The 16,105-nt window shown below is 65.5% G+C and carries 14 protein-coding genes; 4 read left to right on the forward strand and 10 right to left on the reverse strand.

What is annotated here, in order from left to right:
• The first annotated feature begins 44 nt into the window (after nucleotides 1–44).
• The gene (locus tag JOE66_RS12140; protein WP_372435488.1) at nucleotides 45–1,001 is read left to right on the forward strand and encodes an IS1595 family transposase; all 957 of its coding nucleotides are present in this window, start codon (nucleotides 45–47) and stop codon (nucleotides 999–1,001) included.
• 20 nt (nucleotides 1,002–1,021) lie between these two features.
• On the opposite strand, the gene JOE66_RS12145 is transcribed toward JOE66_RS12140, so the two are convergent.
• The 5 genes from JOE66_RS12145 to abc-f all read right to left on the reverse strand — a co-directional run bounded on the left by JOE66_RS12145 (nucleotide 1,022) and on the right by abc-f (nucleotide 6,755).
• A complete protein-coding gene (locus tag JOE66_RS12145) occupies nucleotides 1,022–1,522 on the reverse strand; it encodes a GNAT family N-acetyltransferase (RefSeq protein ID WP_205109240.1) in 501 nt (166 codons plus the stop codon).
• A gap of 195 nt (nucleotides 1,523–1,717) precedes the next feature.
• Complete coding sequence (locus JOE66_RS12150; protein WP_205111949.1) at nucleotides 1,718–2,923, reverse strand: DNA polymerase IV; 1,206 nt, start codon at nucleotides 2,921–2,923, stop codon at nucleotides 1,718–1,720.
• Nucleotides 2,924–3,337: 414 nt separating this feature from the next.
• On the reverse strand, nucleotides 3,338–4,453 hold the full coding sequence (locus JOE66_RS12155) for a spermidine synthase (protein WP_205109798.1): 1,116 nt from the start codon (nucleotides 4,451–4,453) through the stop codon (nucleotides 3,338–3,340).
• A gap of 56 nt (nucleotides 4,454–4,509) precedes the next feature.
• Nucleotides 4,510–5,121, reverse strand: a complete 612-nt coding sequence (locus JOE66_RS12160; RefSeq protein WP_205109800.1) for a DUF1697 domain-containing protein — start codon at nucleotides 5,119–5,121, stop codon at nucleotides 4,510–4,512.
• Nucleotides 5,118–6,755, reverse strand: a complete 1,638-nt coding sequence (gene abc-f, locus JOE66_RS12165) for a ribosomal protection-like ABC-F family protein (protein ID WP_205109801.1) — start codon at nucleotides 6,753–6,755, stop codon at nucleotides 5,118–5,120. Before abc-f ends, JOE66_RS12160 begins: the two co-directional genes overlap by 4 nt.
• A 109-nt stretch (nucleotides 6,756–6,864) precedes the next feature.
• On the opposite strand from abc-f, the gene JOE66_RS12170 reads away from it, so the two are divergent.
• Genes JOE66_RS12170 through JOE66_RS12180 form a run of 3 tightly spaced genes read left to right on the forward strand, consistent with a single transcriptional unit; the run spans nucleotide 6,865 to nucleotide 10,970 of the window.
• Nucleotides 6,865–9,675, forward strand: coding sequence for a rhomboid family intramembrane serine protease (locus JOE66_RS12170; protein ID WP_205109802.1), 2,811 nt, complete (start codon nucleotides 6,865–6,867; stop codon nucleotides 9,673–9,675).
• Between the two features lie 40 nt (nucleotides 9,676–9,715).
• Nucleotides 9,716–10,720 (forward strand): aldo/keto reductase family protein, encoded by a 1,005-nt coding sequence (locus tag JOE66_RS12175; protein WP_205109803.1) that lies wholly within the window; start codon nucleotides 9,716–9,718, stop codon nucleotides 10,718–10,720.
• Nucleotides 10,721–10,727: 7 nt separating this feature from the next.
• Complete coding sequence (locus tag JOE66_RS12180) at nucleotides 10,728–10,970, forward strand: hypothetical protein (RefSeq protein WP_205109804.1); 243 nt, start codon at nucleotides 10,728–10,730, stop codon at nucleotides 10,968–10,970.
• A 46-nt stretch (nucleotides 10,971–11,016) separates the two neighbouring features.
• Here JOE66_RS12180 and JOE66_RS12185 read toward each other — a convergent pair whose 3' ends face one another.
• From JOE66_RS12185 to JOE66_RS12205, 5 genes are all read right to left on the reverse strand, one after another.
• Entirely contained in the window at nucleotides 11,017–11,943 is a 927-nt protein-coding gene (locus JOE66_RS12185) for an oxygenase MpaB family protein (RefSeq protein WP_205111951.1), read from the reverse strand.
• A gap of 112 nt (nucleotides 11,944–12,055) precedes the next feature.
• Nucleotides 12,056–13,174 (reverse strand): NAD(P)/FAD-dependent oxidoreductase, encoded by a 1,119-nt coding sequence (locus tag JOE66_RS12190; protein ID WP_205109805.1) that lies wholly within the window; start codon nucleotides 13,172–13,174, stop codon nucleotides 12,056–12,058.
• Between the two features lie 2 nt (nucleotides 13,175–13,176).
• Entirely contained in the window at nucleotides 13,177–13,710 is a 534-nt protein-coding gene (locus JOE66_RS12195) for an isoprenylcysteine carboxyl methyltransferase family protein (RefSeq protein WP_205109806.1), read from the reverse strand.
• 5 nt (nucleotides 13,711–13,715) lie between these two features.
• Nucleotides 13,716–14,807 (reverse strand): type III polyketide synthase, encoded by a 1,092-nt coding sequence (locus JOE66_RS12200; RefSeq protein WP_205109807.1) that lies wholly within the window; start codon nucleotides 14,805–14,807, stop codon nucleotides 13,716–13,718.
• A 49-nt stretch (nucleotides 14,808–14,856) separates the two neighbouring features.
• Complete coding sequence (locus JOE66_RS12205) at nucleotides 14,857–16,065, reverse strand: MFS transporter (RefSeq protein WP_205109809.1); 1,209 nt, start codon at nucleotides 16,063–16,065, stop codon at nucleotides 14,857–14,859.
• Nucleotides 16,066–16,105: the final 40 nt, after the last annotated feature.

The following is a 16,105-nucleotide window of genomic DNA, read 5'->3' on the forward strand; positions in this document are numbered from 1 at the left end:
CTGGGTATCTGCTTAGGTCAAGTTCTCCGGGTATGCTCGCGGATATGGTCGAGCGTTTGGTCGGTGGGGTGGATTATCCGCAGACGATTCTGGAGTTTCAGGATTGGTTCGCGACCGATGATGCGTGCTTGAAGTTCTTGACGGGTCTGCGATGGCCGGACGGCTTTGTCTGCCCGAGGTGTGGTGTGAGTGGGCAGGCGTGGCGGATCGCGGGCGGCTTATGGATGTGTCGGGCGTGTGGACGGCAAACGAGCGTGACGGCGGGCACGATCTTTGATCGGACCCGCTCGCCGTTGCGGATGTGGTTTCACGCCGCGTGGTACATCACCTCGCAAAAAACCGGAGTCTCCGCGCAGGGGCTGCAGCGGGTGCTCGGGCTGCGGTCATATGAGACGGCGTGGGTCTGGATGCACAAGTTCCGTCGGGCGATGGTCGTGCCCGGCCGGGGGCTGCTGCAGGGTGTGGTCGAGCTAGACGAAACCTATGTGGGCGGGATAAGCCGCGGAAATTCGGGCCGAAGCAGCACAAAGGTGGGGGTAATGGTCGCTGCCGAGATGCTCGGCGTCAAGCGGCTGGGCCGAATACGGCTCGAGCCAAGCCCCGGCGAGAGCTTGCAGCTGATCAGCTTCGCACAACGTGTCATCGACCCCGGCGCCCTGATCCGTACGGACGGAGCGCAAGAGCTCAAGCGCCTCGCAAAGCTCGGATACGAGCACGAGCGTCACGTAGAACTCGGCTCGAAGGTCCCCGCCCACGTATCCCTCTACGGCGTGCACACCGTTGCCTCGTTACTCAAGCGCTGGCTCGAAGGCACCCTCCACCAGGGCATCAGCAACGACCACCTAGGCTACTACCTAGACGAGTTCACCTTCCGATTCAACCGCCGCGCATCCCGCAGCCGAGGCCTGCTGTTTTACCGTCTCCTCGAACAAGCCATGCGCACGAACCCTGCACCTTTGCCAACGATCATCGCCGCCAAACGTACTAATGGAGATGCCTAGCCAAAGTACTTTCCGGGCGGTTACAACCGCAGGCTGAGTACTCTCCGGGTGGGCAGGTGTCCTCCGCGGTCGTCCTCGATGCGTCGCATCCCGATCTTCTCTGCGACCCGCTCCGATGCGCGATTCTCGGGATGAATAATTGCGACCAGTTCCGGAACCCCGCCGAGCTCGCGCGCGAAGTCGCGGCACGCGGCGGCGGCCTCGGTCGCGAAGCCGCGACCCTGCCACACAGTTCCGACGTGATACCCCACTTCGAGCTTGCTGACGCCGTTGACGTCTTGCCAGGTCAGGCCGCAGTCGCCGACGAAGTCGCCGGCTAGCGTCTCGATGATCCAGAGGCCATACCCATGGTCGGTGTAGTTCTTCTCGTTCCAAGCAATCCATGTTGCGGCCTGGTCCCGCGTTTTCGGCATCGGATAGAACTGCATGACTTTCGGGTCACCCAGCAATCCGGCCATTGCATCAAGATCGGATGACGCCATCTGACGAAATCGAAGCCGCAGGGTATCTGGAGGAGGCATGTCAACACGTTAGCTGAACCTAAAACAAACCCAAGTTTGGCAGGAACCTCGCCGCTGACTTGACCTAAGCAGATACCCGGTACAGATGTTCTACAGATCGATTTGGTCGAGGTCAGTCCGGGGGGGGGTCCGGTGCGGCCGGTGTGGTCTGTTCCGGTGAGACCCTCGGAACGGCCAAGAATCATTCCCTCACAATCACGGCGCCGCAGTGGGTGGCGCACCCTGCCTGCCAAGCCCCGAAGGCTTGACGAGCGACGCGCGCCTGACGGCCCCGGCGCCGAATTTGTCGGCGACCCGATCGGCAGCGACCTCTGCCTCACGCCAGCTCGAAGGGGCTGTGGCCTCGTCGTCCCAGAGTGAAGGCTGGTGCACGGCCTCGGCGGCAGTGACGAGGTTCTCGACCCGTACCCCGATCAGGCGCACCCGCTGGCCGGCAAGATCCACCGCATCGAAGAGGTCGCGAGCGGCATCGAAGATCGCCTGGGCGAGGTCAGTCGGTTCTGAAAGTGTGCGCGAGCGCGAGATGGTCGAGAAGTCGGCAAACCGGAGCTTCAACGCGACCGTCTTGCCGGCCAGCCCAGCGCGTCGAAGGCGCACGGCGACCTGGTCAGAAAGTCGCAGGAGTTCGAGCCGGATCTTCTGTTCGTCGAAGACGTCGAACTCGAAGGTGATCTCGTGACCGACGCTCTTCTCATGGCGCACGGTGACGACCTCACGGGTATCGATGCCGTTCGCGAGCGCGTGCAACTTCTGGCCCGAAGCAGCGCCTACCCGATTGATGAGTGTCGGCAACGGTGTTGCCGCGAGGTCGCCGACGGTCCTGATTCCGAGCCTCGTCAGCGCGTCGGCTGTTGTCGCGCCGACGCCCCAGAGCGCCGAGACCGGCAAAGGGTGGAGGAACGGCAGGGTCTGGGATGCGGGGACCAAGAGCATCCCGTCGGGTTTGGCCCGGCCGGAGGCCATCTTGGCAATGAACTTCGTCGCGCCGCCGCCGACAGAGCAGGTCAGCCCCGTCTCAGCTTCGACCCGGCGCCGCACGAGCGAGCCGATGACCGACGGCGAACCGAGAAGCCGTCGAGCACCCGCAACATCGAGAAAGGCCTCGTCGATGCTCAGCGGCTCAACCAGTGGGGTGACGTCTCGAAAGATGCGCATCACCTCGGCTGAGAAGTGCCGGTAGCGGTCGTGATGCGGTGCCAGCACGATCGCCCGCGGGCACAGCTGCAGAGCGCGCGCCACGGGCATCGCCGAATGCACCCCGAATGCGCGCGCTTCGTACGTCGCTGACGTGACGACTCCCCGGGGCCCGTTGTGGCCGATGATCACGGGGAGGCCGACGAGTTCTGGATGCTCGAGCAACTCCACCGAGGCGAAGAACGCATCCATATCGATGTGGAGCATCGTTGCGGAGCTGTCAGCCGTGCCGTCGTCGCCTGCGCCGCCGAAAACGGAGGGCCTGGTGTTGGCAGAAGCGACCGCGGCGACCGGCTTCGATGCCCAGTCTGCCGCCCTCTTCGCTCCATCAGCCACACCCCGATTCTAGGTTGCACCGCTGACAGGCGACTCTGCGAATCTGAGGTCATCGCAGCCGAAGGCGGTACTGACCCGGAGAACCGCTACGGTGACGCGAGTTCGAGCTGGCCAGTACCCGATCAAAACTCACTTATACTTGTTCGGCGCAAAGTCAGCGCGCAGAGTAGCGAGATTGGAGGTGCACATCATGGGAACCCTTCCACCGAAGCCCCGACCGGAGTAGTTTCGTCCGCGATGGTCAGCCCGAGTGCACACACGGTCAGGCACCCCGAGAGGTCACCCTCACGTGGACATCTCTGGAGTGCAAACCGGGCTGAGCGCCTCGCGAGGGGGGCGCGGGGACGCGGCAGACGCCTCGTCCGTCATCGCTGGAGCCCCGGCAACCCACGCGTCGACATTGGGGCCGCTCAGGGCGTGAGGCGGCCGTGGTTCGTCTCTCAGCCAGCCAGAGGTCTCCAGAAAATCGAGCCTGCGCCTGCTCGCCACAAGCACCACGTTTCCGAAACCTTCGCTGTCTGCATCGGCACCAGCGGCACCACCGCAGCCAACGGCAGAACCCTCTGGGCAGAAGCCGGCGCAGCCGAGCATGCTGCGAGGGTCACGAAGAACGCCGACGCGCGGCCACACCCTGCGAAGCGTCGCGGCTTGCCCTCGCGAGTAGTCGAACCCCGGGCCGCGGTCGAGCAGGTTCACGACGACCAGCGCCTCGGGCGCGGCGAGCTGGGCGACGAGAAGGTAGAACTCGAGCGTTGCGACGTGTGATGGAATGACCGAGCCCTCCCAGAGGTCGATGACCACGACTCCTGCTCCCGCAGCCATCGCCCCCGAGCACGCAGAGTCGCGCCCACCTCCCGCGGTCGACCTGAGCAAACGACGACGCAGAACCAGTCGCTCCGCCAACTCGCGGGCGTCGCCGAACAGGAGCCTGGTCGCATGGCCAGCAGCCAGGGGAAGAACCTCGAGAACACCCTCGACCATGGCCCGCTGCGAATCGATGACAAGCTGCTGTGATCCGGGTCGGGTCGCCTCGACATACCGCGCCAGCGACAACCCACCGCCGCCCAGATGGATGCACGGCAGCGCCTCCCCGGGTGCTGCCCACACATCGACCATCCTGGCGATGTGGCGCACGTAGTCGAACTCGAGTCGCGTGGCGTCAGAGAAACACACCTGCGACTGCGGGATTCCGTCGACGGTCAGCAGATAGCTCGCCGACGCCTCGTCGACGAGCGACAGTTCGGCGACCGCACCAGAGCAGGGGAGCGATACAGAGCAGGGGAGCGGCACAGAGCACGGGAGCGGCACAGAGCACGGGAGCCGCACAGGGCCATGCGGAGGGCCGTCGAGATGGTCACGGAGCGGCAGATCACCAGGCGGGAGAAGTTCACTTTCGAGCATCCATCGAGCCTACAACCCTTTAGTGAAACTATCTCAGGTTATGCACAGCCAGTGAGTCACTCCCCTGATTCGAGCCTCTGTGACACCAGAGCCGCCAGCTTCTCCACGGTATTCACATTTCGCGCCGTGTAGACCGGGCCGAGCTGTTTCCAGAACGACGCAGGGACGCGCGAATTCGAGATGCCGTTCGCGCACCAGACGTAGACCGCACGGGGGCCGACAGCGATTACCTCCGGCAGGAGCTGGTCGGCATGCGGCAGATTGAGCTGCGCGAGACCCGCGACGGGCCCTCCCGCCTCCCCGAGCGGAACATATGCGACCACGAGCTTGGCTTTGTCGGTCGCGATGTCGAGCAGCGTGTTCTCCGCGGCGATGCCGAGAAACTGCTCTGCCGAGAGCACCACGAACCCCGCTCGGAACCCGGCGACCGTCGCGAAGGCTCCCTCGATCGCCGTCACGTCGGCCGCGGTGAGAACCCGTGCCGAAGTGAACACCACGTTTCCACTCCGAAGCAGAGTGACGACGTCTGTGTAGCCCAGGTCTTCGAAGAGCCGCCTGAAGTAGGCCATTGCAACAAGAGTGGATGACCCCACATTGATTCCGCGAACAAGACCGACGTATACGTGCATGCCGTTCGCGCCCTGGCCGGGTGCACCGCCAGCGTTCACACCTCCACGACCTTCCCTGCGTCGACGTTCCACTGGCGATTCAGGGTGACGGTCTCGAGCATCCGACGGTCGTGCGTGACAAGAAGCAGGGTTCCGTCGTACGACTCGAGCGCCTCTTCGAGCTGTTCGATGGCCGGGAGGTCGAGGTGGTTCGTCGGCTCGTCGAGTACAAGCAGATTGACGCCACGCGCCTGCAGCAGGGCCAGGGCCGCGCGGGTCCGTTCGCCCGGCGAGAGACTCGAAACCGGCCGGTCGACGTGGTCGGCCTTCAACCCGAACTTCGCGAGCAGTGTGCGAACCTCGGCGATGGGCATCTCGGGAACAACAGCGCTCACCGCCTCGAAGAGCGGCGTCTCGCCGTCGAGCAGGGCGCGCGCCTGGTCGATCTCGCCGATCTGCACACTCCGCCCGAGGGATGCACTGCCCTCGTCGGGCTGACGGGTACCCAGCAGCAGCCTGAGCAGCGTCGACTTGCCCGCACCGTTCGGCCCGGTGATGCCGATGCGGTCACCGCCGTTCACCTGCAGGGTGGCCGGCCCGAAGGTGAACGACCCCTGCCGGGCGATCGCAGAACCGAGCGATGCGACAACCGCGCTGGACCGCGGAGCCGTACCGATGCTGAACTGCAGCTGCCATTCTTTGCGCGGCTCGTCGACCTCGTCGAGGCGGGCGATGCGGCTCTCCATCTGGCGAACCTTCTGCGCCTGCTTCTCGCTCGACTCTGTGGCGGCGCGGCGCCGGATCTTGTCGTTGTCGGGCGCCTTCTTCATCGCATTGCGAACGCCCTGCGACGACCACTCGCGCTGGGTACGCGCACGCCCGACCAGGTCGGCCTTCTTCGACGCGAACTCGTCGTACTCGTCTCGCGCATGACGCCTGGCAGTGGCGCGCTCCTCGAGGAACGACTCATACCCGCCGTTGTAGACGGCGACGCTGTTCTGGGCGAGGTCGAGCTCGACCACCGTGGTCACGCAGCGGGCCAGGAACTCGCGGTCGTGCGACACCAGCACCACTCCACCCCGCAGGCCCCTGACGAACGCCTCCAGCCGGGCCAGTCCGTCGAGGTCGAGGTCGTTCGTCGGCTCGTCGAGCAGAACGATGTCGAACCTCGACAGCAGGAGGGCCGCGAGCGCCACCCGGGCGGCCTGCCCGCCGGAGAGAGCGGTCATCAACGCCGAGACGTCGGTTTCGAAACCGAGTTCGGCGAGAGTGGCTGGCATTCGATCATCCAGATCGGCGGCCCCGCTCGCCAGCCACCGGTCGAGTGCGACAGAGTAGGCATCAGCTGCACCGGGGTCGTCAGTGCCGAGAGCCTCGGAGGCCAGCTCCATCTCGTTCGTGGCCTCTGAACAGCCCGTGCGCCGGCCGATGTACCCAGCAATGGATTCGCCCTCCACGCGCTCGTGCTCCTGCGGCAGCCAGCCCACGAACGCATCGGTCGGGGCGAGGGAGACACTGCCGGCGAGCGGCGCGTCCACGCCGGCCAGGAGTCGCAACAGGGTCGTCTTGCCTGCGCCGTTCGCGCCCACCAGCCCCACCACGTCGCCAGGAGAAACCGTGAGATCGAGGTTGGAGAAGAGGATGCGGTGCCCGTGGCCGCCGGAAAGGCCCTTGGCCACGAGTGTCGCTGTCATGACTCCAGTCTGTCAGGAGAGAATCAGTCCACTGGATCACCGCCACGGCCCTGCTATAAAGAAGGGCAGGACAGCATGCGCTCTCCGGCCAAGGGGGTAGTGACACCAGATGGATCAGTGGCTCGCAGCAATTCCGCCCCTCGCCGTGCTCCTCGTCGTCTTCGGGTTCGTGGCCGTCGAGAGCATCGGGGTCCCTCTGCCCGGCGAAACGGTGTTGGTCGCAGCGACACTCCTCTCGCTCGACGGCACCATCTCCCCTTGGGCCATCGGCGTGACCGCAGCGGTCGGCGCCATCGTCGGCGACTCGATCGGCTACCTCATCGGGCGACGATTCGGTTCGCGGCTGCTGATCATCGGCGCGAGGCGGTTTCCCGCGCGATTCAATGCCCAGAGCATCCATTCGGCGATCGGTGTCATGAATCGCTGGGGCATCTATGCGGTCGTCGCCGGTCGGTTCATCGCGCTGCTTCGCATTCTCATCGGCCCCCTGGCCGGCACGCTCCGGATGCCCTACCGCCGTTTTCTCGCCGCGAACGCCATCGGCTCGGTGCTCTGGGCCGCGATGGTGACCACCGTCGTCTTCAGCCTGGGCACCGCCGCCATCACCCTGCTGCACCAATTCACCTGGATCGCCCTGCTCGTGACTGTGGCCCTCACAGTGGTGGTCTCGGTGGTGATGGTCTATCGCTCACGGAAGGCTCGAGCGAAGGTGAGCGAGCCAGTTGGAGCGGACCTCGATGCCGCTCCTGAACTCCAGATGTCTGACCTGTTCGAAGAAGACGGCAGCCTCAGTCCGCTCGCCGCAGCGGCGGGAATGGAATCCGGGACGACCGGAATCGCCGGAGTAAGGGCCGCGGTCGGGGTGGTGCTCGGCCCCGTCGGCCGAGCGCTCGGCCGAACGCCGTTCGCTGCAACCCTGCTCGGAATCTTCGTCGTCGCCGGCCTCGTCACGGGGGCACTCTGGGACCCGCTCATCCACAGGCCCTGGTACCACGACATCGCCTACGGACTGCCCTCGTTCCTCGACGGGCACTGGTGGACCCTGGTCACCGGCACGTTCTTCTCGCAGCTGCCCATCCACTACGCCGTCATTCTGATCGGCCTCATCGTGGCCGTCGGCTGGGCAGAACGACAGTTCGGTTCGCTCAGGACCATCGGCATCTTCGCCGGCGGGCAGATCGTCGCCGTCATCGGCACCACCTTCTTCATGCTCGCGGCACGCTCCTTCGACAGCGACTGGGCCAACCACCTCGCCACCCAATACGACGTCGGGCCCTCAGGCGGCATGTTCGCGTGCCTGGCGGCCGTTCTCGGCACGGTGCGCGCGCCCTGGCGGCTGCGACTGCGCTTTGCCCTCTTCGCCTGCGTGGCGGTATCGCTCATCTACATCGGGACCCTGGCCGACATCGAACATTTCCTGGGTGTGGTCGCCGTGTTCGTCGCCACCCCGTTCATCCGGGGACCTCAGTACCGTGCCGGCCGGCCGAGCAGTCGGGAATGGCGCATCCTTGCATTCGCCAGCTTGCTCACCCTTGCTGTCGTCGAGGTTCTCGGCACGCTTCTCCCTGGCGACGATGCGGCAGCATCCGCCACGCCCGGGACGAGCACGTGGGTCGACCTGGTGATCGATGTCGCCATCATCGCGTTGATCGCCAACGGGGTGCGCCTGGGCCACCGCCTCCCCTGGGTCATCGCTCTCATCCTCGGTGTCTTCAATGTGCTCGAGTTCGTGGGGCTCGTGATCTACGCCTTCGTCGCGGTCGACTTCCCTCCGTCGTTGTTCGAGGCGATGACCAACTCCTCACTGTGGATCGCCCTGCTGGTCATCCTCTGGTTCGGCCGCGCGGCCTACCGGGTACCGCTTCGCCGCTCGCGCCGCGCGATCAGGCAGCAGCAGGATGCCCAGAAGACCCCCCTCGACATCTTGACGTCCGATGGCGGAGGCACCCTCTCGTGGATGACCATGTGGAAGGAGAACTCGTACTTCGTGACGGCCGACGGTGAGAGTTTCGTGGCCTACCAACGCTATGCCGGAGTGGCCGTCGCACTCGGTGACCCCGTGGGACCAGCGGAGAACCTCGAGGCGACCATCGTCGAGTTCGTGGACGAGTGCGAGCGGGTCGGGCTGGCGCCGTGCTTGTTCTCGGTCTCTGATGCAGTGCTGGCCGCCGCACCGGAGGGCTGGACGCACCTGCAGGTCGCCGAAGACACCATCATCGACCTGCCGACACTCGAGATGACGGGCAAGAAGTGGCAGGCCATCCGGTCATCGTTGAACAGGGCGGAGCGCGAGAAGATCACCTTCAGGATGACCTCGCTGGCCGAGGAGCCGTGGGCGATCGTCTCGCAGGTTCGGGCGATCTCCGAGGAGTGGGTAGGAGACAAGGCGTTGCCGGAGATGGGATTCACGCTCGGTGGTGTCGACGAGGCGCTCGACCCGCACGTGAAGACGGCACTCGCCCTCGATGAGATGGGCACGGTGCAGGGATTCCTGTCGTGGCTGCCGGTCTACGGCGCCGACGATTCGATCCGGGGCTGGACGCTCGACCTCATGCGGCGCCGGAGCGACGGCACGTTCAAGCCCGTCATGGAGTTTCTGATCGCTTCATCGTGCCTCGCGTTCCAGGAGCAGGGCGCGGCCTTCGTCTCGCTCTCTGGCGCCCCGCTCGCGCGCGCCGCCGGAGATGCCGATGCAACCGGAATCGATGCCCTGCTCGAATCGCTCGGAAAGGTCCTCGAACCGCTCTACGGGTTCCAGTCCTTGCACAACTTCAAGACGAAATTCAATCCACGGTACGAGCGGATGAGCCTGCTCTATCGCGACGAAGGAGATCTGCCGAAGATTGCCCTGGCACTGACCCGCGCGTTCCTGCCGGGTGAATCCCTCGTGGGCATAGCGAAACTGGGCCTGGCTCGCTGATCGCACGGGGCTGTCAGCAGCGAAGGGTAGCGTTGTCACCATGGAATTTCGTTACCTCGGCAACAGCGGGCTCAAGATCTCTGAAATCACGTACGGCAACTGGCTGACGCACGGCTCACAGGTCGAGAACGACATCGCGAGACGCAGTGTGGCCGCCGCCCTCGAAGCAGGCATCACCACTTTCGACACCGCAGACGCCTACGCCAACACCGTGGCCGAGAAGGTGCTCGGCAAAGCCCTCAAGAACGAACGACGCGAATCTCTCGAGATCTTCACGAAGGTGTACTTTCCGACCGGCCCGAAGGGCCACAACGACACGGGCCTCTCGCGCAAGCACATCTTCGAGTCGATCAACGGCTCGCTCGACCGGCTGCGCACCGATTACGTAGACCTGTACCAGGCACACCGCTACGACTATGAGACTCCGCTCGAAGAGACCATGACCGCATTCGCCGACGTCGTGCGTTCGGGCAAGGCCCTGTACATCGGCGTGAGCGAGTGGACGGCGGCCCAGCTCCGCGAGGCGTCGACGCTCGCCACCCAGCTCGGCTTTCAGCTCGTGTCGAACCAGCCGCAGTACTCGATGCTCTGGCGGGTCATCGAAGAGCAGGTCGTGCCCGCCTCCGAAGAACTAGGAATCTCCCAGATCGTCTGGTCTCCCGTCGCGCAGGGCGTGCTGACCGGCAAGTACAAGCCGGGTGCCGAGCTGCCGGCGGGAACCCGTGCGACAGACAGCAAGGGCGGCGACGACATGATCAAGAGCTGGCTGAGGGAGGAGACGCTCACCCGGGTGCAGAAGCTGCAGCCGATCGCCGATGACCTGGGGTTGACGATGGCCCAACTGGCTGTGGCGTGGGTTCTTCAGAATCCGAACGTGGCCTCTGCCATCATCGGCGCCTCGAAGCCCGAGCAGATCGAGTCGAACGTCGCCGCTGCCGGTGTGAAGATCGACGCAGAGACCCTCGGGCGCATCGACGAGGCGCTGGGCGACGTCGTCGAGCGCGACCCGTCGAAGACCGTCTCGCCCGCCACTCGCGTGGCCTGAGGCAGAGGTGAACATCGACCGCGCGACTCGCTACTCCCTGCTCGCCTTCATCGGTTCTTCTGTGACCGTGGCGGCGGCAGTGACGAACGCGCTGACCCACAACGTGCTGCTCACACCGCTGCTGGTCGTCATGGCCGGCGGAATGGTGTTCGCGTTGGTGATGGTCGTCGCGGCGCGGGTCGAGCGGCGGCGGGTGAGAAAGGCCTCAGAACCGCCGAAGCCTCTGCCACCGACCATGCGGTTCCGCTAGCTTCACGCGCTGCCCGCACCCCGGCGAGGGTTCCTCTGGGAGAGGGTCAGGCCGCGCCGCGGCCCGCAGCGACCGTCTGGTCGGGCGAGAGAAGCCCCAGGCGAATCAGGCGACGACGCGCCGAACTCTCACTGGGAGCTTCGTGGCCGAGCATCGCCCCGACCAGCTTCAGCACGAGCCGCGTGGCGCCGACAACGGGGAGTCGCACCGGCCCGAGATGAGCGACCTCGAGGCCGAGCATCCGGCGGTATTCCTCGGGAATCGACGACACAGCGCCCGCAAAGAGCACGTGGTACGCGGGCATCATCGCGCGGGAGAGAGGAGGGTTTCCGATGAACTTCACGGCCTCGTCGACGCGGTCGTTTCGTACGAGGGTACCGGAGTCGAGAAAGGCCTGCAGCTGGCGGGCAAGCTCTGCTTCTGAGCGGGGTGGGTTCGGAACTCCCATGAGTTCGCCGGCCTTCGCCCATTCGCGAACGTAGGCGTCGGGGCCGCCGGGGATGGGTTCGCTCCAGAGTTTGGCCGTCGCCAAGAACGAATCGGTGAACGCCAGGTGCACCCAGGAGAGGAGTTCCGGGTCGTTCGCGGCGTAGTCGTGGGAGATGCCCTGCGCATCGAGGTAGCTGCCGGTCACGCGTTCATGCAGTTTGAGCACCCAGTTCGAGGTCGCGACTGCGGTCGCCGTGTCGGCATACGTCACCGTGAAGATCCAGCGGATGGTGCCGGCGAGCCGGCCCAGCGGGTCTTCCTTGTACCGGGAGTGGTCGTGCACCCCGGCCATCGCTCCCGCGTGCATGGCCTGCATCAACAGTGCCCTCACACCAGCGACGATCGTCGCGGTCTGGCCGTGGACCGCCCAGGTGGCCGAACCCGGCGAGAAGTAGCCCGCGTCATCGCCGTCTTCGAGCTTCAGCACCCACTCAGGTGAGCCCTCGAGCTGGCCGGTGAACGTCGATCGCAATCGATTCCGCATGCCCTCTGGGAAGATGTTCACGTCTCTATCTTCAGCTGTTGCCACACTGCCGCCCGACCGGGAACGCAAATTCTCAGCGGCTTCACCGCCGAGGCCCGTCATCAGTGGGGCCTCAGCGGGCAATTCGTTCGACGGCGGCACCGAACACGGCAGGAAAGGCCGCAGAAATCGGCACCACCAGTCGCCGGAACGGGGAATGTGCCAAGGCGAGAAGCCCTGCCGTGAGCGTGTTCGCACCGCGCGATGCACGGGACCACGCGTGTTCGTAGGCTCGATTCACATCGACAGGCTCGCGCGCGGCCCCGGCTATGGCAGCCACGGCCCCCGCCGCCTGGGCAAGACCCACCCGCAGGCCTTCGCCGGTGAGTGCGTCGACATAGCCCGAGGCGTCGCCCACCAACAACACGCGGCCGACGCCATGACGTCTCACGCGCTGGCGAAGCGGGCCGGCGCCCTGCAGGGTCGAATCCGGCTCTGCACCATCCAGGCGCGCAGCGAGCGCCGGAATCGAGGCGATCACCTGGTCGAAGTCGAGTCCCCGGCCACCCAAGATCGCCACGCCGATCGTTGCGCCGCCAACCGGCGTCACGTAGACCTCACACCTTCGGGCCCAGAAGACCTCGACCCGATCGCTCCACGGCGTCACGCTGAAGTGCCGCCGAAGGCCGTATCGTCGCCGAGCCGGCACGAGCCTGCGCCTGGGTGCCGCCTCGAGCCCAGCCATTCGCCGTACCGGCGAGTGAAGTCCGTCACAGCCGAACAACCACCGGCTCCGGATGCCCGAACCTCCGCCGAGCGAGACCGTCACTCCCCGGGCATCCTGAACCAGCGCCGTCACCTTGGCGTCGACGAACGTGACCCCGCACGAGAGCGCCCGCTGCACCAGGGCACCGGACAGCGCTGTGCGCCGCACTCCCCTGCCCGATGGACCTTCGAAGTCATGCGTGGCGAATCGGGGGCCCAAACCCTGTCGATACGCGATGCCGGTGATCGTGTGCCCGTCGACCTCCACCCCGAGCCGTGCCAGCTCAGCCATGGCTCCGGGCATGAGTCCCTCACCGCAGGCCTTGTCCAGCGGCAGCGAACGGGGTTCGACGACCACAACACTCAAGCCCCGCTGACGCGCACCAATGGCGGCCGCCAGGCCGACGGGCCCACCACCGACCACAATCAGGTCGCAGTCGGCACGGCCCCCGCCGGCAGCATCGTCGCCGCCCACAAACTCCGCCATTCTCAGCCCGTCACCCCGGACTTGGCCAGGCCATACGCCAGAGCACGTTCTTCGACGGGGATGCGAAACCGAAGGAGCAGGACGAGGTTCACCACAGTGAAGACCAGGGCGGTGATCCAGGCGTTGTAGACCAGGGGAAGGGCGATGCCCTCTGCGACCACCGCCACATAGTTGGGGTGCCTGAACCAGCGGTACGGCCCTTTGTTCACAAGGGGAAGGCCGGGCACCACGATCACCCTGGTATTCCACCGCTTTCCGAGAGTGCCGATGCACCACCAGCGAAGTCCCTGCGACGCGAGAGCGATCACCAGCATCGGGTACCCGAGCCACGGCGTGAACGCGCGTTGAAGCAGGAACACCTCTGCGAGGCACGCCACCAGCATGCTCGTGTGCAGGATCACCATGAACGGAAAGTGGCGCTTGCCGAACTCGACTCCTCCCCTGGCGAAGGCCCAGGCCGCATTCCGCGAGGAGACTCCAAGCTCAACGAATCGCTCGCCACCGGTGGCGAAGATCAGCAGAGCGTAGAGCAGCACGGGCGTTACAGCTCCTGCAACTCGTCGTCAGGCCACTTCATGAGCACGATCTCGGCGCACACACCCGGGCCGAGGGCGAACAACATGCCCTTGTCGCCCGGAGTGAACTTCTGCTGATCGAGCGTCTCCGAGAGTACGTGGAGTATGGAGGCCGAAGACATGTTGCCCTTTGCTCCCATCGACTCCCAGCTGACATCGAGGGCACCGTCTGGCAGGCTCAGCGCGCTCGCGAAGGCATTCAGCACCCTCGGGCCTCCCGGATGAGCCATCCACACCTCCACGTCGGACACCGCGAGTTCGTGGTCGTCGAGGAATCCGACGACGTCGGCATCGAAATGTTCGTCGATCACGTCAGCCACTCCCGCCGTCAGCACGATGCGGAACCCGCTCTCGCCGGGATTGAAGCCGAGCACATCTTCCGTTCCCGGGTAGAGCCTGCTGCGCGTGTCGAGCACGTCTGGCCCGGTGACCGGCAGTGCCTTCGCCCGTTCGGAGCCGACCATGACCACGGCGGCCGAACCGTCACCGAAGAGCCCACTGGCCACGAGGTTTCCCATCGAGTCATCCCCCCGCTGAACAGTCAGGGAGCAGAGCTCGACTGAGATCAGCAGGGCCACGTCGTTCGGGTGCCCGAGGAGGTAGTCGTTGAGGCGGGCGATTCCTGCCGCTCCGGCCACACATCCGAGACCGAACATGGGCATGCGTTTGACATCGGGCCGAAACCCGAGTCGGAGCGCGACGAGAGCGTCGACAGACGGAGCGGAGATACCAGTCACGGAGGTGAAGACGATGAAATCGACGTCTTCGGGCTTCAACGAGGCCTTCGCGAGCGCACCGAGGGTTGCCTCTTCGGCAAGCCCGACGGCAGCGGTGATGAAGGTGTTGTTGGTGAGGGTGAAGTTCAGGCTGCTGTTCTTGTACCAGTCGTACGGCATGACGAGGTGACGGGTATTCACCTTGCTATTGGTGTGCAAGCGATTGAGCAGCGCTCGCTTCGACGGGTTGTCTGTGATGATCGGACCAAGAAGCTCCGTTATTTCAGACTGGGTGTAGGAATGAGGGGGAAAGGCTGCGGCAACTCCCGATATTCTTGGCATTTTTGCACGCTACCACGCGCGGAGAGACAGAATTCGCCACGGATGTTGCCTAAAGGGATTTACCGCTGATTTTGTCCCTCATTGGGACGAATGGGAGAGCGACGAGGGGCAGAATCGCTGTCACCCCGAACGCACCACCGAACCCGACGAGAGCAATCAGCCCACCCGCGATCGGCGCCGTGGCGGCGGCCGCCAGGAACTGCGCTGTGTTCTGCGCGCCGAGGGCCCGGCCCGACCACCGGCCGCCGGCCAACTCTGCTACCGCAGTGAACGCCAGGCCGTTGTCGGCGACCGTGATGGTCGAGGCGGCAACGACCGCGAGAGCGGCCAGCACTGGCCACCCGAGAACATCGGTGCCGGCCAGCACCAGCATCGACAGGCTCGCGGCCACCGCGACGATACGCAGCGGTCCCATGCGGCTGCCCATCCGGTCGGAGAGGATTCCGACCCCGATGCGACCGACGGCACCGACCAGTTGTGAAATGCCGACGATGGTCCCGGCCGCGAGAGGACTCCATCCCTCGGCCGTGATGAGCCAGACCAGGGCGAACGTCGAGACGACGAACTGCGGAAACACGAGGAGGACCGACACGAGATGGATGCGCCACAGCACTGCGCTCGTACGGTAGGGGTTGGCGGGGCGCCCCGTCGCCGAGCCTTCCGCCAGCGGCGGGCGGTGCGGATCGACGATGAACAGTGCGGAGAGAGCCGCCGCGAGCGCCGTGATCGCGAGCGGGAAGACCAGCGCCTCCCCCAGGCCACCCGCTGCCGCGAGCGACGGAATCACGAGCGCCGCGACGGCCACGCCCAAGGGTTGCGCCATCTGCCTGATTCCCATGGCCAGCCCTCTGCGCCTGGCCGGGAACCAGCCCACGACGAGGCGACCACCGGCAGCGTTGGCGCTGGCCGCGCCCATGCCGCCGAGAGCGAAGAACAGGGCGAGCGTGACCAGATCGGTCGACAGGAAGGCACCCAGGCCAGCAAGCGCTGTCACTGTGAGCCCAGCCGTGATGACCCAGTGCTCGCCGATCGCATCGGCGAGGGCGCCCCATGCGATCAGCGTGAGAACCATGCCGAGAGACGGAGCCGCCACCAGCAATCCGGCCTGCCCGAGGGAGAGTCCTCGTTCGGTAGTGAGCAGTGGCAGGAGAAAAGCGGGAGTGGTCACGGCGACCGTGCCGGCCACCTGCGCGAACAGGCCGAGTGCCAACATGAACCAGGGGCGCGTTCGCTCGAAGGGCGGCGCGGTGGTGTGCATCACTCCACACTAAATGCTCGTGAGAACGTTGCCGCTGCGC

It is taken from the genome of Subtercola frigoramans (genome assembly GCF_016907385.1).
Lineage (GTDB): Bacteria > Actinomycetota > Actinomycetes > Actinomycetales > Microbacteriaceae > Subtercola > Subtercola frigoramans.

Coding starts and splice junctions, on each gene's coding strand:
- JOE66_RS12140 (WP_372435488.1), top strand. CDS start 45: ATGGTCGAGCGTTTGGTCGGTGGGGTGGATTATCCGCAGACGATTCTG.
- JOE66_RS12145 (WP_205109240.1), bottom strand. CDS start 1,522: ATGCCTCCTCCAGATACCCTGCGGCTTCGATTTCGTCAGATGGCGTCA.
- JOE66_RS12150 (WP_205111949.1), bottom strand. CDS start 2,923: ATGCTCCACATCGATATGGATGCGTTCTTCGCCTCGGTGGAGTTGCTC.
- JOE66_RS12155 (WP_205109798.1), bottom strand. CDS start 4,453: ATGCTCGAAAGTGAACTTCTCCCGCCTGGTGATCTGCCGCTCCGTGAC.
- abc-f (WP_205109801.1), bottom strand. CDS start 6,755: ATGACAGCGACACTCGTGGCCAAGGGCCTTTCCGGCGGCCACGGGCAC.
- JOE66_RS12170 (WP_205109802.1), top strand. CDS start 6,865: ATGGATCAGTGGCTCGCAGCAATTCCGCCCCTCGCCGTGCTCCTCGTC.
- JOE66_RS12175 (WP_205109803.1), top strand. CDS start 9,716: ATGGAATTTCGTTACCTCGGCAACAGCGGGCTCAAGATCTCTGAAATC.
- JOE66_RS12185 (WP_205111951.1), bottom strand. CDS start 11,943: ATGCGGAATCGATTGCGATCGACGTTCACCGGCCAGCTCGAGGGCTCA.
- JOE66_RS12190 (WP_205109805.1), bottom strand. CDS start 13,174: ATGGCGGAGTTTGTGGGCGGCGACGATGCTGCCGGCGGGGGCCGTGCC.
- JOE66_RS12200 (WP_205109807.1), bottom strand. CDS start 14,807: ATGCCAAGAATATCGGGAGTTGCCGCAGCCTTTCCCCCTCATTCCTAC.
- JOE66_RS12205 (WP_205109809.1), bottom strand. CDS start 16,065: ATGCACACCACCGCGCCGCCCTTCGAGCGAACGCGCCCCTGGTTCATG.